The sequence below is a fragment of the Massilia sp. Bi118 genome, from assembly GCF_918697865.1.
GTDB lineage: Bacteria > Pseudomonadota > Gammaproteobacteria > Burkholderiales > Burkholderiaceae_D > Telluria.
The window spans coordinates 57,612-72,206 of record NZ_CAKKMV010000005.1 but is presented as its reverse complement, the minus strand read 5'-3'; the positions used below and the strand labels follow the sequence as shown (position 1 = coordinate 72,206).

Here is a 14,595-nt window from a genome sequence, read left to right as displayed (position 1 = left end):
GCGGCGAACAGCAATTACTCAGCAGCGGTTTCAGCAGCTGCAGCACCGCGCGGGATCGACGAGGTGGCGACGGTCTGGTCCTTGCCGTGAGCAACCACGGTCACGCCTTCCGGCAGGGTCAGGTCGGACACGTGCACCGATTGACCGGCTTCCAGCTTGCTCAGGTCGACGGTGATGAATTCCGGCAGTTGGCCCGGCAGGCAGGTCACGTCCAGCTCGTTCAGCACGTGCGACACGATGGCGCCGCTCAGCTTGACTGCCGGCGAAACGTCGGCGTTGACGAAGTGCAGGGCGACCTTGGTGTGGATCTTCTGCGAAGCGTCGACGCGCTGGAAGTCCACGTGCAGGACCAGTTGCTTGTATGCGTGCATCTGGAAGTCACGCAGCAGGACTTGCTGGGTCTGACCGTCCAGTTCCAGGTCCAGGACGGCGCCGTGGAATGCTTCTTTCTTGAGCGCGTGGAACAGTGCGTTGCCATCGACGGCGATCAGTTCCGGGGTGGCGGTGCCACCGTAGATGATGCCTGGGGTCTGGCCAGCATTGCGCAGGCGGCGGCTCGCTCCGGTCCCCTGCAGTTCGCGTTTGAATGCGACGACTTTCATGGTGTTACTCCAAAATAAAGGGCCCGAATTCCGGCTGATGCCGGCCCGATTGCCCGGTTGTGGACGCCCCCGCGACCAGGGACTTCCGTGAAATGAGCGCAGATACGCACTCAAGAAAAACATAAACGTCGTTCCCGCGCAGGCGGGAACCCAAGTTCTGCGTGCGTTTCGATAACGCCTGCAACTTGGGTTCCCGCCTGCGCGGGAACGACGATGTAACTTTTAATCGACGAACAGCGAGATGACCGAATCACCCTTCACGATACGCTTGAAGGTCTCGGCCAGCAGCGGTGCGCAGGTCAGCTGGCGGATCTTGCCGCAGGCGCGGCCGGCTTCGCTCAGCGGGATCGTGTCGGTCACGACCAGCTCGTCCAGCGGCGAGTTCGAAATGCGGTCGATTGCCGGGCCGGACAGGACCGGGTGCGTGCAATAGGCCACAACTTTCTTGGCGCCACGTTCTTTCAGGACTTCGGCGGCTTTCGTCAGGGTGCCTGCGGTGTCGACCATGTCGTCCATGATCACGCAGTTGCGGCCTTCGACTTCACCGATGATGTTCATGACTTCCGACACGTTCGCCTTCGGACGGCGCTTGTCGATGATCGCCAGGTCGCAGCCGAGGCGCTTGGCCAGCGCACGGGCGCGCACCACGCCGCCGACGTCCGGCGACACGACCAGCAGGTCGTCGTAGTTGCGCTTCTGCAGGTCGCCCAGCAGGATCGGCGATGCGTAGATATTGTCGACCGGGATGTCGAAGAAGCCCTGGATCTGGTCTGCGTGCAGATCCATGATCAGCACACGTTCCACGCCGGCTTCTTCCAGCATGTTGGCGACCACCTTGGCCGAGATCGCGACACGCGCCGAGCGTGGGCGGCGGTCCTGGCGGGCATAGCCGAAGTACGGAATCGCCGCGGTGATGCGGCCTGCCGATGCGCGCTTGAGAGCGTCGACCATCAGCATGATTTCCATGAGGCTGTCGTTGGTGGGAGCGCAGGTCGATTGCAGAACGAAGACGTCCTTGCCACGAACGTTCTCGTTAATTTCGACCATCACTTCGCCGTCGGAGAACTTCGAGACCACGGCCTTACCGAGAGGAATGCCGAGGCTTTTTGCGACCCCTTCTGCTAGCGCCGGATTGGCATTGCCGGTAAAAACCATCAGGTTTTCGTAAGCCATGGGGAGTCCCAGAAGAGTAATTGAAAAATCTGAAAAGCCGTTAATGCAAGAAGATTAACGCTTGAAGTACAAAAAAAATGGGCCGCTCTAGGCGGCTCCACTTCGATTGCCTGCTGGAGCACTAGTCATCAACAGGTCAGGCAATATAACTTTGGCAGGGGAACAAGGATTCGAACCTTGGTATGCCGGAATCAAAATCCGGTGCCTTAACCAGCTTGGCGATTCCCCTACACGAACTTGCTGCTCGCCGACGCTTTAACTATGTTGCCGCTGCGTCGACAGGCAAAATTTTATTCTACAACTCGTTGATTTGCAAGAGCGATTTCATCGGATGTTTCGTTAGCGACCTTGCTTTCCATGCTGTCCACTTCGCCGGCACCTGCATCAGTACCTGCTCTGCTTCTTGCTCTGTGGAAAACGCGCCGAACACACACGCTCCGGAACCAGTCATCCTGGCCGCCCCGTGATTTCCCAACCATTCGACCGCCTCGGCTACCGGCGGGAACAGGCGAGCTGCCACGTCCTGCAAATCATTCTTCCCGAACCCACCTGAATCTTTCGACTCGGGTTTGTGCCCTAGGAAGTCCGCTACTGTAACGGGTTTCGTGTTTCTTGTCAAATCGGGCGCCGTGAAAATCGCGGCGGTCGGGACCGAGACGCCGGGCTCGATCACCACGTACCAGCAATCCGGGCCCGGTACTGCCTGCAAGTCGTCCCCGACGCCCTGGGCAAACGCGGTCTCGCCGAACAGGAAAAAGGGGATGTCGGCGCCCAGCGGCAAGCCGATCGTCATCAGCTCGGTCGTGCTCAAGCCGGCCTGCCACAGGTAGTTGGCGGCCATGAGCGCGGTGGCCGCATCGGAAGAGCCACCGCCCAGCCCGCCGCCCATGGGCAGGCGCTTTTCGATCTGCACGGCTATGCCGGGAGGCAGCTTGCCGTGACGGCGCTGGTATTCCGCCTGCAGCGCACGCAAGGCGCGCACGATCAGGTCCTGCTCTTCCGGCACGCCGGGCACTTCGTTGACGCGGACGATGCGCTCGTCTTCGCGCAGGTCGAAGTCGAGCGTGTCGCCGTGGTCGATCAGCTGGAACACCGATTGCAGCAGGTGATAACCGTCCGCGCGGCGCCCGGTGACGTGCAGGAACAGGTTGAGCTTGGCCGGCGCCGGGCAGCCGTGCAGCGAGGTCAGGGCCATCTCAGCTTTCCGGGAAGATCGTGATGCTGATCGCCAGGTCGCCACTGCTGGCGGTGGCGCTGCGCTCGGCCTTGATGAGGCGCGGCATCGGCGTCGCCGTGCCTTTTTGCCAGTCGACGAAGCGCAGCTGCCAGCCATCGCGCGTGAACACATTGTTGTTCGCCGGAGAAGCCACGAAGCGCTTGCCCTGGGCATCCGTGGCATAGCCTTGCAGCCAGTCGCGCAGCCCCGCCACCGGCAACGGCCAGCCGAGGGTCTGCCGGGTCAGCGCATCGATATCCTTGGCCGTGCGCGGTTCGCGGTTGGCCTGGGTCAGGGTGGCGGCATCGGGCGTGACGGCGATTTCGGCGGCCGTCTGCCCGGTTGGCGTGAACATCGACACCTCGACACGTCCAGGACGCTGGGTCCAGCTGAAATCGGCGGCGACGACTTCGCGTCCGCCCTCGGTTTTCTGGTAAACCACGTTGATCTTGCCGTTCAGGGCGATGGTGTCGCGGTAGGCGCCGACCTGGGCGGTGGAGAGATTGGCGGTGGAGGTGGCGCAGCCTGCCAGGGATAAAACGGCGGCGGCGAGAACTGGGGCGAATAGACGGGAAATTGGCATCGGTACGAACTTGGGTCCCCGCCTTCGCGGGGACGACGTGTTATTGGTCACGGAAACGAGCTTGTTTTATGAAATATTATTTCAAACGTTAGCCATTCTTGAAAGATTATTTCAGAGCGAAGCCCGCAGCCGCGTCAGCGTGCTCTTGAGCGCATCGTTCTTCGGATCCTTGGCCCGTGCTTCGCGCCACAGCTTGCGCGCGTCGTCGTGCTGGCCCTTCTTCCACAGGACTTCGCCAAGGTGGACGGCGATCTCCGGATCGTTGCGCAGCTGGTAGGCCTTGCGCAGCTGGGTCTCGGCCGCGTCCAGCTTGCCAAGGCGATATTGCACCCAACCCATGCTGTCCATGATGAAGGGGTCCGCCGGCGCCATCTTCTGGGCCTTGTCGATCAGGGCGTAGGCTTCCTTCAGGCGCACGTTGCGGTCCGCCAGCGAATAGCCGAGGGCGTTGTAGGCGTGGTGGTTTTCCGGGGACTTGGCGATCACCTTGCGCAGCGATTTTTCCATCACGCTGGTCTTGCCCATCTTCTCGGCCATCAGCGCGAAGTCGTACAGGAAATCCGTGTTGTCCGGGAAGCGCTTGAGGCCCTGCTCCATCAGTTTGTAGGCTTCCTGGTTCCTGCCGGCGTCGCGCAGCAGCTGGGCGTCGATCAGCACGATCTGCGCCTGCTCGGCCTTGTCTTCGGGCTTCAGGGTGCCCAGCAGCTTGCGGGCGCCGGGCAGATCGCCTCCCTTGGCGGTCAATTGCGAGCGGCGCAGGTCGGCGCCGAACTGGATTTTCGGATCGTTGGTGTCGAGGCGGTCGAGCCAGCCCATGGCGGCGGGGATGTCGCCGCGTTCCTCGGCTAGCTGGGACAGGATCAGCACGGCCTTGGTCGGATCGCGCTCCTCGTCCGGGGCCTTGTCCATGACGTCGACGAAGCGGGTGAAGTAGTCTTCGGCGGTCTTGCTGTCGTTCATCTGCATCGACAGGATGCCGAGCGCGTACAGGGTGCCCGGGTTGTTCGGCTGGGCTTTATCGAGCGCCAGGAATTGCTGGCGCGCGGCCTCGTATTGCTTGGCGTTGACCAGCAGGCGGGCGTAGGCCACGCGCACGTCCTTCGCGTCCGGGTGCGCGGCCAGGTAGTCGGCCAGCACCTTGGCGGATTGCTCCTCGCCTTCCGTCACCTGGGCCAGGGTCAGGATGGCGATCTCGGAATCGGGCTTGATCTGCAGCGCGGCGCGGGCTTCGCGCTGGGCGTCGGCCTTGGCGCCGCGGGCCAGGGCCGTCTGCGCCAGCACCACGTGGGTTTCCATCATGTTGCCGTAGGGTGCGACCAGGCGCTCGAGCATGGCGACGGCGGCTTCCTTGTCCTTGGCGCGCATCACCAGCTGCTGCATCTGGAACATCACCAGGCCGCGGGCGCCCGGCGTCGCCTCCGCCAGGCGCTGTTTCAGCGCATTTTCTGCATCGGCGAGGTTGTCGGAGAGGATGACCAACCCCAGATAGTACTGGTTGGCCTCATCGGAATTGGGTGCGTACTGGCGCCACAGCTTGACCGCGGCGAGGGCGTCCTCGGCCTGCTTGGCGGACAGCGCCATCTCGGCGGCGCGCTTGGCCAGGCGCGGATCCCTGGTCTGCTGGGCCAGGCTCATCAGCGTCAGGTAGGGTCCCTGCCAGTCGCCCTTCTTGTAGGCCAGCTCGGCATTCATGAGCTGGACCATCATCTGGGGCGTCATGTTCACGTTCGGCAGTTGCTCATCCGCCTGCTTGGCCTCGTCCTGGGCAGGCTCGCCGGCGGCTACACGGCGCTGGGCTTCGGCGGCGGCGAGCGGCTGGTCGGACTGGGCAGATTGATCAGGCGCCTGCTGCTTGGGCGCCACAGCACATGCAGATAACAAGGCCGAGAGCGTTACAATGGCGAAAGTGTTTTTCAAGGTCGATCCCGCATTGACAAGATGGACCGATTCTACGCTTAACGTCCCCCGCGCGTGCGCCGTTGCAACACGAATTTACATACTTTCCTCTGTTCTTCTTTGCTCATTACAGCTGATCTATGCCTGAACTCCCAGAAGTCGAAGTGACGAGGCGTGGCGTCGCGCCGCACCTCGAAGGCCGTGTCGTCGAACAGGTCGTGCTGCGCCGCGAGGGCCTGCGCTGGCCTTTCCCTCCGAATCTGGACGAACTCCTGGCCGGCCGCGAGATCCTGTCGACCAGCCGCCGCGGCAAGTATCTGCTCATCCATTTCGAGCACGGCACGCTGATCGTCCACCTCGGCATGTCCGGCCACCTGCGGGTGCTGCCGGAAGGGGTCGAGCTCAAAAAACACGATCACTTCGATCTCGTCGTGCGCGGTCCCGAAGGCCGGCGCGTGCTGCGTTTGCACGATCCGCGCCGCTTCGGCGCCGTGCTCTGGCATGGCAACGACGATGGCGAACTCGAGCAGCACATCCTGTTGCGCGGCCTCGGCGTCGAACCGCTCGAGGACGGCTTCTCCGGCGCCCTCCTCCATCGCGAAACACGAAAGCGCAGCGCGCCCATCAAGCAGGTGCTGCTAGCCGGCGACATCGTGGTCGGCGTCGGCAATATCTACGCGTGCGAGAGCCTGTTCCGCGCCGGCATCAACCCGAAGACGGCGGCCTCGCGCATCAGCCGCGCCCGCTACGACAAGCTGGCCGAGGCCATCCGCGAGATCCTTGCCGCCGCGATTGTGCAAGGCGGCAGTACCTTGCGTGACTTTATTGCTGTAAATGGGCAGTCCGGATATTTCCAGCAGACATATTTCGTCTATGATCGTGCGGGAGTGCCTTGCAGAAACTGTGGGGCGCCGGTGCGCCAGATCGTCCAGGGCCAGCGGTCGACGTTTTACTGCGCGACCTGCCAGAAGTAAGCCAACAATAGGCAGCTCAACATGCAAGAAATTCAACATTATGGGGCCTGGCGTTCGCGCGTGGCCGACACGCTGGAGCAATACCGCGGCTGGGTCCAGGCGGCCGAGCTGCTGGACGGCGCCGCCGAGCAGCGTCTCGCGCGCGCCCTCGCCCGCGTGCGCGACGACCGCCTGTCGGTGGCCTTCGTGGCCGAGTTCTCGCGCGGTAAATCCGAGCTGATCAACGCGATCTTCTTCGCCGACTACGGCCAGCGCATCGTGCCCTCCAGTCCCGGCCGCACCACCATGTGTCCAACCGAGCTGGCCTGGGACCCGTCCCTGCCGCCCTGCATCCGCCTGCTGCCGATCGAGACCCGCGCCCAGCGCCTGGCCACCAGCGACTATCGCGAAGACGCGGGCGCCTGGACCGTGCTGCCGCTGGACCTCGACGCGCCCGAACGCATGATAGCGACCTTCCGCCAGGTCAGCCTGACGCGCCGCGTGAGCGCCGAGGAAGCGCGCAGCTATGGTCTCTACGACCCGGAAGACCCGGACCTGGCCGGCACGGTCGGCGACGACGGCCTGGTCGAGATCCCGCAGTGGCGGCATGCCTTGATTAATTTTCCGCATCCGCTGCTGAAGCAGGGCCTGGTGATCCTCGATACGCCGGGCCTGAACGCGATCGGCACCGAGCCCGAGCTGACCCTGAACCTGATCCCGAACGCGCACGCGGTGCTGTTCATTCTGGCTGCCGAAACCGGCGTGACCAAGAGCGACATCGAAGTCTGGCGCACCCATATCGGCGCGGGACCGGGCCGAATGGTCGTGCTGAACAAGATCGACGCCCTGTGGGACGAGCTGCGCAGCGAACAGGAAAACGATGCCGCGATCGCGCGCCAGCAGACCAGCGTGGCCCAGCTGCTCGGCGTGACCGAGTCGCAGGTGTTCCCGGTGTCGGCGCATAAAGGCCTGGTCGGGCGCGTCAACCAGGACATGGCGCTGTTCGAGAAGAGCCGCATCGGGCAGCTGGAATCGGCGCTGTTCAACGAACTGATTCCGGCGCGCCAGGACATCCTGCGCCGCCAGCTGCGCGAGGACATGGACGCGATCACGGCCGGCCAGCAGGCCCTGCTCGGCACGCGCATCCGCGACCTGGTCGAGCAGCTGCAGGAACTGCAAAGCCTGCGCGGCAAGAACCAGGGCGTGATCGCCCACATGATGCGCCGCGTCGAGATGGAAAAAAAGGAGTTCGACGCCAGCCTGTTCAAGCTGCAGGGCACGCGCGCCGTGTTCGCGACCCTGTCGACGGAGCTGTACACCAGCATCGGCATGGACGTGGTGCAGGAACAGGTGGACGCCGTGCGCGCGGCGATGGAAGGCGTGCGCTTCGCCACCGGCCTGCGCACGCCGGTACGCGTGTTCTTCGACGAGGCGCGCGCCAACCTCGACGCCTCCAGCGCGAAAATCGGCGAGATCGGCGCGATGATGGAGACCATGTACCGCAAGTTCTCGGCCGAGCACGGGCTGGCGCTGGCGATGCCGATGGCGCTGTCGCTGGCGCGCTACCGGGCCGAGATCGACGCCATCGAAGCGATCTGGCAGAAGCAGTCCGGCACCGCGACCCTCCTGATCACCAGCCGCGGCACCATGCTGGAGCGCTTCGTCGACTCGGTCGCGGCGCGCGTCAAGGCCACCTTCCGCTCGGCGAATGCCGATGTCGAAGCCTGGCTGAAGGTGATCATGGCGCCGCTGGAAGCGCAGATCCGCCAGCACCGCGAACAGCTGCGCCATCGCCAGTCCTCGATCCAGCGCATCCACGATGCCACCGAGGGACTGGAGCAGAAGATTGCTGCCTTCGAGGCGGCGCAGCAGGATCTGGAGCAGGTCAAGTCGCGGCTGGCTTTGTTGATGGGTGCGGTGACGCGGGTGCTGGACGATTCTCTTGAAACGGCTGCTGCCGCATCGGCGTCGGCAGCTCTGGAACCAGCATGAAACGATTGACTGAATTCGACGCCATCGAGCTGGCGGACCCCGGCTTTTCGCGCGCCGTGATCGACTGGCAGCGCGCGCACGGCCGCCATGCGCTGCCGTGGCAGAACACGCGCGAAGCCTACCGGATATGGCTGTCCGAAATCATGCTGCAGCAGACCCAGGTGACCGCAGTGCTGGGCTATTACGCGCGCTTCCTGGAGCGCTTCCCGACCGTCGTCGCCCTGGCCGAAGCGCCGGTGGAAGACGTGATGGCGTATTGGGCGGGCCTAGGCTACTACACGCGGGCGCGCAACCTGCATGCCTGCGCGCGGCGCGTGGTCGCGGAATATGGCGGCGTGTTCCCGTCCGATCCGGCGCTGCTGGCCGACCTCCCCGGCATCGGGCGCTCGACCGCGGCGGCCATCTCCGCCTTTTCCAGCGGCACCCGCGCCGCGATCCTGGACGGGAACGTCAAGCGCGTGTTCGCGCGCGTGTTCGGCGTCGACCAGTATCCCGGCCTGAAACCGGTCGAGGACGCGCTGTGGCGCCGCGCCGAGGCCCTGCTGCCTCTCGAAGAGGGGATTGAATCCTATACCCAGGGCCTGATGGACCTGGGCGCGACCCTGTGCACGCGTTCCAGGCCCGACTGCGCGCGCTGCCCGCTGCAGGAACGCTGCGTGGCCTACGCGACGGGCCGCACCGCCGAACTGCCGATCCGAAAACCGAAAAAAGCGACGCCGGAAAAGCGCGCGCAGATGCTGGTGATGATCGACCGCGGCCAGGTGCTGCTCGAGCAGCGGCCGGCTACGGGCATCTGGGGCGGTTTGCTGTCGCTGCCGGAAGTGGACGGCCACGTCGCGCTGGACGAGGACTCGGAAGAACTCGACCTGGGCGCGGCCGCCGAAGCCGCCGAAAAGTTCGGCGTGGTCGAAGAAACCGAAGCGCTGCTGCCGATGGAGCACGGCTTCACGCACTACAAGCTGCACATCCATCCCTACCGGATCGGTCTGGCCTCCCGCGCCGAGACGCCGGCCGGCTATGTGTGGTGGGACCTGTCCAGCATCGACGCAGCCGCCCTGCCATCGCCCATCAAGAAGCTGCTGGGCCAACTGGGCCAGCCTTCCCTCTTCAGTTAAACCGCAAATTCGGGGTCAAATTCGGGGTCAGAGCACTTTATTCCTGAAATTCGGGGTCAGAGCACTTTTTTGAACAATTGTTCCGACAAAAGTTCGAGCTACACCTGTTCGCTTACTGCCTCTAGCTCGCGCAAGCTCTTCACAAGAGTGATGGCAAGAGGAAATTGTCCGAAAAAGTGCTCTGACCCCGAATTGATTCGAAAAAGTGCTCTGACCCCGAATTTTTAAAGTTCGTCGAGCGAGAAGATTCGCTTGTGTTCCCGGATCGCGTAGCGGTCCGTCATCCCGGCGATGTAGTCGGCGATCTTGCGCGCCTGTTTCAGGGTGTCGCCCGGCGTTACCTGGTAGTCGAAGGGCAGCAGGACCGGATCCGTCATGAAGGCTTCGAAGAGTTCGCGCACGATGCGGCTGGCCTTGACGCGCATGCGGTTCACTTTGTAGTGGCGGTACAGGTTCGCGTACAGGAAGCGTTTCAGGGCCGTGGTCTCTTCGCGCATCTTCGGCGAGAAGCGGATCAGCGGCGGGCTCTCGCGCACGTCGTCGATGCTCTTCGGCGCAGTCTCCGCCAACAATGCCGCCGAGGTCTCGACCAGGTCGGCCGTCATCGCCGTGATCATCAGGCGGATCGTTTCGTACAGCTCGCGCCGGCCCGGCAGGCCCGGGTACTGCTGCACGACTTGCCGGTGCAGGCGCGCGAACAGCTCGACTTCTTCCATCTGCTTCATGCTCAGCAGGCCGGAGCGCAGGCCGTCGTCGATGTCGTGGTTGTTGTACGCGATCTCGTCGGCCAGGTTGGCCAATTGCGCTTCCAGGCTGGGCTGCTTCTTGTCGATAAAACGCTGGCCCAGTTCGCCGAGCTGGCGCGCATTGTTCGGCGAGCAGTGCTTCAGGATGCCTTCGCGCGTTTCAAACGTCAGGTTCAGGCCATCGAAGGCGCCGTAGTGCTCTTCGAGCTCGTCGACCACGCGCAGGCTTTGCAGGTTGTGCTCGAAGCCGCCGTGGTCTTTCATGCATTCGTTCAGCACGTCCTGGCCGACGTGGCCGAAGGGCGTGTGGCCGAGGTCGTGGGCCAGGGACACCGCTTCGACCAGGTCTTCGTTCAGGCGCAGGCTGCGCGCCAGCGTGCGCGCGATCTGGGCGACTTCGATCGAATGCGTCAGGCGGGTGCGGAACAGGTCGCCCTCGTGGTTGAGGAAGACCTGGGTTTTGTATTCCAGCCGGCGGAATGCCGTCGAATGGATGATGCGGTCGCGGTCGCGCTGGAATTCGCTGCGCGAGCCGGCCGCGGGTTCCGGATGAAGACGCCCACGCGACTTCGACGAATGCGCCGCGTAAGGCGCGAGGTGGGCGTCGAAATCGATCATCCGCGGTTCCTTGTAACGTTCGCGTCCAGGGTCGCCAGCAGCTGTTCCTGCGGCGCGCCCGTGATGCTCGGGCTGCCCAGGGGTTTCAGCAGGATGAACTTGATGGCGCCGCCCTCGTTCTTCTTGTCGACTTCCATCAGCTCGATCCAGCGGTCCGCGCCCAGGTCCGGCCCCTCGACCGGCAGTCCGGCCGCCTTGACCAGCCGGCGCACCCGCAGCGCGCTGTCGGCGTCCAGCAGGCCGAGGCGGTGCGACAGGTCGGCCGCCATCACCATGCCGCAGCCGACCGCTTCGCCGTGCAGCCATTCGCCGTAACCGAGGCCGTTCTCGATCGCGTGGCCGAAGGTGTGGCCGAAGTTCAGCACCGCGCGCAGGCCGCCTTCGCGCTCGTCGCGCCGCACCACGTCGGCCTTGATCTCGCAGGAGCGCAGGATCGCGTGCGCCAGCGCGGCGTGGTCGCGCGCCACCAGCTTGCCGATGTTCGCCTCGATCCAGTCGAAGAAGGAGAGATCGAGAATGGCGCCATGCTTGATCACCTCCGCCAGGCCGGCCGACAGCTCTCTAGCCGGCAGGGTGTCCAGCGTCGCCGTATCCGCGATCACGGCGCGCGGCTGATAGAAGGCGCCGATCATGTTCTTGCCGAGCGGGTGGTTGATGCCGGTCTTGCCGCCCACCGAGGAATCGACCTGCGACAACAGGGTGGTCGGGATCTGCACGAAGGGCACGCCGCGCATGTAGCTGGCGGCAGCAAAGCCGGTCAGGTCGCCGATCACGCCGCCGCCCAGCGCCACCAGGGTGGTCTTGCGGTCGCATTTGTTCGCCAGCAGGGCGTCGAACACCAGGTTCAGGCTCTGCCAGTTTTTATGTTCCTCGCCGTCCGGCAGAACGATGGTGACGACTTCGCGGCCGCTGGCCCTCAGCGGCGCCACGACCTTTTCCAGATAAAGCGGCGCCACCGTGGTGTTGGTGACGATCGCGACTTTGCCGCTGCCGGCGCCGATATGGCGGGTCAACAGCGCGCCGTCGTCCAGCAGCCCGCGCCCGATCAGGATCGGATAACTGCGCTCGCCAAGATCGACGTTAAGGGAGATGCATGCCTGTTCGTTCATGTGTGTCCGTGCCTTGGTCCGCTGGCGCGCCGCGTCCATCGTGGCCAGCTGGTCCAGAATTGTCTGAACCATCGATTGTACGTTAGGCCGCCCGGTATCGATGACGAGGTCGGCGATCTCGCGGTACAGGGGCTCGCGCTGCGCGGTCAGGTCTTCCAGCTTGCGGCGCGGATCGGCCGTCTGCAGCAACGGACGGTTCTTGTCGTGCGAGGTGCGCGCCAGGATGCTGTTGACGCTGGCGCGCAGGTAGATCACGGTGCCGCGCTCGGCCAGCAGGCGCCGGCTGTCCGGGTTCAGCACGGCGCCGCCGCCGGTGGCCAGCACCAGGCCGCTGCCTGCGCTCAGCTCGCGGATCATGTCGGCCTCGCGCCGGCGGAAGCTGGCCTCGCCTTCGATCTCGAAGATCCAGGGCACCGAGGCACCGGTGCGGGCCTCGATTTCATGGTCGGAGTCGGCAAAGTGCATGCCCAGCCGGCGGGCCAGCATGCGCCCGATCGTGGTCTTGCCTGCGCCCATCAGGCCGACAAGGAAGATGTTGTTATTCTTGCAGTGAGGCACTATTCGCTATCGCTCAAAATGCAAACGGCCAGGATACCCTGGCCGCCGCATGGTCAAACCCCGATTTTACGGGCAGGTGAACAACAGTTTAAACGGAATAGCGGTCACTGTGCCTCCCGGCGTGGTGATCGCCACGTTGAACGATGCCTGGGCCGAGCTCTTGCACTCGGTCGGGGTGGTGCTGGAAATGCTGAACGTGTGCGTCGAACCCTGAGCACCGCTGACCGTCACGCCGGTCTTGTCGTCGCCGGAGGTGCCGTGCGGCGCAATGTTCGGCACGGTCGCCGGCGAGACGGCGGCCGCGTTGGCGTTCAGGACGCTGGTCAGTTCGACCCGGGTGCCGACCGGCATCGGGTTGTTGTTGACGTCGTTGATCTGCAGCTGGAACACCTTGGTCTCGCTGGACTTGACCGCTCCCAGGTCGTTCGGCGCGCCGAAGGAGACCAGGCTGCCGTTCATGGTCGTGTTGATCGCCCCGCTGCCGCTCATGAAGATGGCGGTCTTGGCGAACACGGTGTTGCTGCCGTCGGTCGAGCTGGCGCAGATGGTGGCCAGGCCCGGACGGGTGCTGTCCGCGCTGGAGCCGCTGCCGGTATTGCACGGCGTGGCCGGGGTGCCCGGAATCGCGACGCGCGGATTCTGCGTGCGGAAGATCACCGAGCACAGGCCGTTGACGGTATTGCAGCCGCCCTTGTCGGCCGAACCGATGGCGCCCATATTGGTCTGGAACACGACCGGGGTGCCGTCCGGCACCGGATTGCCGAAGGCGTCGGCCAGCATCACCTGCACGGTGGTGGCGTTCGGGTTGTCGATGCTCCAGCCTTCGACGTTGAACGCGCCCGAGCTGATCGAGAAGGCGCGCTGCACCGGCAGGCCGGTAGTCACGACGATCGAGTCGGACATGGTCGAGATGTCGGCGTTGCCGTTGGCGGCGGTGCCCGGCAGGGTCGCCATCACGCGGAACGAGGTCGGGGTGCTGCCCGAGTTGACGGTGGTGACCACGCTGCCGGTATCGTCGGTGGTGTCGCTGGCCTTGTTGACCGTGACGGCGCTGGTGCTGGCGCTGAAATTCACCTGCTTGCCGGCCAGCGGATTGCCGAAGATGTCGACCACTTTGAAGGTCAGGGTCGCGGTCTCGGTGCGGCCGTTGCCGCCCTGGCCGCGGATCACGATCGACTTGTCGGACGGCGCGGCCTGCACGAACTGGACCGAGGCGGCGGCCGGCGCGGCGATCTGCAGCTGCGTGGTGGCCGATTTCGCCACGCCGTCGGCGGACACGGTGATGGTGTCGTTGTTGGCGCAGCCCTTGTCGCGGTAGACCGTCTGCGCGGTGCCGTTGTTGGTGGCGACGGTGGCGGCCAGGGTGGCCTTGCCGGCGGCCACGCAGGCCGAGCTGAAGCTGACGTTAACCTGCTGCTCGGTGTACTTGCCGGAACCGGCCAGCACATCGACCGCCAGTACGGTCGAGCCATAGGCCTGGATGCTGGCCGGCGAAGCGCTCAGCGCGCCGAAGCTCAGCGTGGTGGCGCCCACCGAGTAATTCGATTCGCCGGTGATGGTGGCGCCTGCCACCGTGGTGCTGGCGGTGACCTTGGCGGCGCCGCCCGCGGCCAGGCTGGCCACGCGCATGGTGACGCTAGCGACGCCGTTGACGTCGGTCAGCGCGGTGCCGGCCGTGGGCGAGAATACCGCCAAGGTGTTGTCGGTTGCGAAGCTGACGATGGCGTTCGGCACCGGCTTCTTGTTCGCGTCCAGCACGGTCGCCTTGACCGTCAGCGGGGTCGCGCCGGTCAGCGCGTTGGTGCTGCCGCCGCTGGCGTTGACGAAGCCCAGGGTCACGGTGGGGGCCGCGGGCACGGTGGTGCCGCCGGTGCCGGTACCGCCGCTGCCGGTGGAACCGCTGCCGCCGACGGAACCGGGATTACCGCCACCGCCGCCGCACGCGGCCAGCACCAGCGCCATCAGGAACGCGGTGGCCACGAGCGCGCCGTAGCGCTTGAAATTGGTATTGCTCATGTCTGCCTTCTTCTTGTT

General features: G+C 64.7%; 11 protein-coding genes and 1 tRNA gene. 3 read left to right on the top strand and 9 right to left on the bottom strand.

All coding sequences use genetic code 11. The features are described 5' to 3' along the window. Positions 1 to 14: 14 nt before the first annotated feature. From LQV39_RS08955 to LQV39_RS08930, 6 genes are all read right to left on the bottom strand, one after another. Entirely contained in the window at positions 15 to 602 is a 588-nt protein-coding gene (locus LQV39_RS08955) for a 50S ribosomal protein L25/general stress protein Ctc (RefSeq protein WP_230024153.1), read from the bottom strand. A gap of 222 nt (positions 603 to 824) precedes the next feature. After that, on the bottom strand, positions 825 to 1,775 hold the full coding sequence (locus LQV39_RS08950; protein WP_230024151.1) for a ribose-phosphate pyrophosphokinase: 951 nt from the start codon (positions 1,773 to 1,775) through the stop codon (positions 825 to 827). A 152-nt stretch (positions 1,776 to 1,927) separates the two neighbouring features. Beyond that, a tRNA-Gln gene (locus LQV39_RS08945) sits at positions 1,928 to 2,004 on the bottom strand. A gap of 66 nt (positions 2,005 to 2,070) precedes the next feature. Continuing rightward, positions 2,071 to 2,970 (bottom strand): 4-(cytidine 5'-diphospho)-2-C-methyl-D-erythritol kinase, encoded by a 900-nt coding sequence (ispE, locus tag LQV39_RS08940; protein ID WP_374199418.1) that lies wholly within the window; start codon positions 2,968 to 2,970, stop codon positions 2,071 to 2,073. 1 nt (position 2,971) lies between these two features. Then, a complete protein-coding gene (locus LQV39_RS08935; RefSeq protein WP_230024147.1) occupies positions 2,972 to 3,574 on the bottom strand; it encodes an outer membrane lipoprotein LolB in 603 nt (200 codons plus the stop codon). 111 nt (positions 3,575 to 3,685) lie between these two features. Continuing rightward, a complete protein-coding gene (locus LQV39_RS08930; RefSeq protein WP_230024145.1) occupies positions 3,686 to 5,437 on the bottom strand; it encodes a tetratricopeptide repeat protein in 1,752 nt (583 codons plus the stop codon). 173 nt (positions 5,438 to 5,610) lie between these two features. Here LQV39_RS08930 and mutM point away from each other — a divergent pair, with 173 nt between their 5' ends. Genes mutM through mutY form a run of 3 tightly spaced genes read left to right on the top strand, consistent with a single transcriptional unit; the run spans position 5,611 to position 9,530 of the window. Further along, positions 5,611 to 6,444 (top strand): bifunctional DNA-formamidopyrimidine glycosylase/DNA-(apurinic or apyrimidinic site) lyase, encoded by an 834-nt coding sequence (mutM, locus tag LQV39_RS08925; protein WP_230024141.1) that lies wholly within the window; start codon positions 5,611 to 5,613, stop codon positions 6,442 to 6,444. A 21-nt stretch (positions 6,445 to 6,465) separates the two neighbouring features. Next, positions 6,466 to 8,415: a dynamin family protein gene (locus tag LQV39_RS08920; RefSeq protein WP_230024133.1), complete on the top strand. Its 1,950-nt coding sequence runs from the start codon at positions 6,466 to 6,468 to the stop codon at positions 8,413 to 8,415. Then, positions 8,412 to 9,530: an A/G-specific adenine glycosylase gene (gene mutY, locus LQV39_RS08915; RefSeq protein WP_230024125.1), complete on the top strand. Its 1,119-nt coding sequence runs from the start codon at positions 8,412 to 8,414 to the stop codon at positions 9,528 to 9,530. Before LQV39_RS08920 ends, mutY begins: the two co-directional genes overlap by 4 nt. Before the next feature lie 224 nt (positions 9,531 to 9,754). Here the strand turns inward: mutY and LQV39_RS08910 are convergent, their stop codons facing one another. The 3 genes from LQV39_RS08910 to LQV39_RS08900 form a co-directional block, all read right to left on the bottom strand. Beyond that, complete coding sequence (locus LQV39_RS08910; RefSeq protein ID WP_230024114.1) at positions 9,755 to 10,894, bottom strand: deoxyguanosinetriphosphate triphosphohydrolase; 1,140 nt, start codon at positions 10,892 to 10,894, stop codon at positions 9,755 to 9,757. After that, positions 10,891 to 12,561, bottom strand: a complete 1,671-nt coding sequence (gene aroKB / locus LQV39_RS08905) for a bifunctional shikimate kinase/3-dehydroquinate synthase AroKB (RefSeq protein ID WP_290368564.1) — start codon at positions 12,559 to 12,561, stop codon at positions 10,891 to 10,893. Before aroKB ends, LQV39_RS08910 begins: the two co-directional genes overlap by 4 nt. 66 nt (positions 12,562 to 12,627) lie before the next feature. Beyond that, a complete protein-coding gene (locus tag LQV39_RS08900; protein ID WP_230024107.1) occupies positions 12,628 to 14,577 on the bottom strand; it encodes an Ig-like domain-containing protein in 1,950 nt (649 codons plus the stop codon). Positions 14,578 to 14,595 lie beyond the last annotated feature (18 nt).

Bases quoted from the DNA above. Each gene is read 5' to 3' on its own strand.
- LQV39_RS08935 (WP_230024147.1), bottom strand. From the start codon at position 3,574: ATGCCAATTTCCCGTCTATTCGCCCCAGTTCTCGCCGCCGCCGTTTTA.
- LQV39_RS08900 (WP_230024107.1), bottom strand. From the start codon at position 14,577: ATGAGCAATACCAATTTCAAGCGCTACGGCGCGCTCGTGGCCACCGCG.
- LQV39_RS08910 (WP_230024114.1), bottom strand. From the start codon at position 10,894: ATGATCGATTTCGACGCCCACCTCGCGCCTTACGCGGCGCATTCGTCG.
- LQV39_RS08920 (WP_230024133.1), top strand. From the start codon at position 6,466: ATGCAAGAAATTCAACATTATGGGGCCTGGCGTTCGCGCGTGGCCGAC.
- ispE (WP_374199418.1), bottom strand. From the start codon at position 2,970: ATGGCCCTGACCTCGCTGCACGGCTGCCCGGCGCCGGCCAAGCTCAAC.
- LQV39_RS08955 (WP_230024153.1), bottom strand. From the start codon at position 602: ATGAAAGTCGTCGCATTCAAACGCGAACTGCAGGGGACCGGAGCGAGC.
- mutM (WP_230024141.1), top strand. From the start codon at position 5,611: ATGCCTGAACTCCCAGAAGTCGAAGTGACGAGGCGTGGCGTCGCGCCG.
- mutY (WP_230024125.1), top strand. From the start codon at position 8,412: ATGAAACGATTGACTGAATTCGACGCCATCGAGCTGGCGGACCCCGGC.
- LQV39_RS08950 (WP_230024151.1), bottom strand. From the start codon at position 1,775: ATGGCTTACGAAAACCTGATGGTTTTTACCGGCAATGCCAATCCGGCG.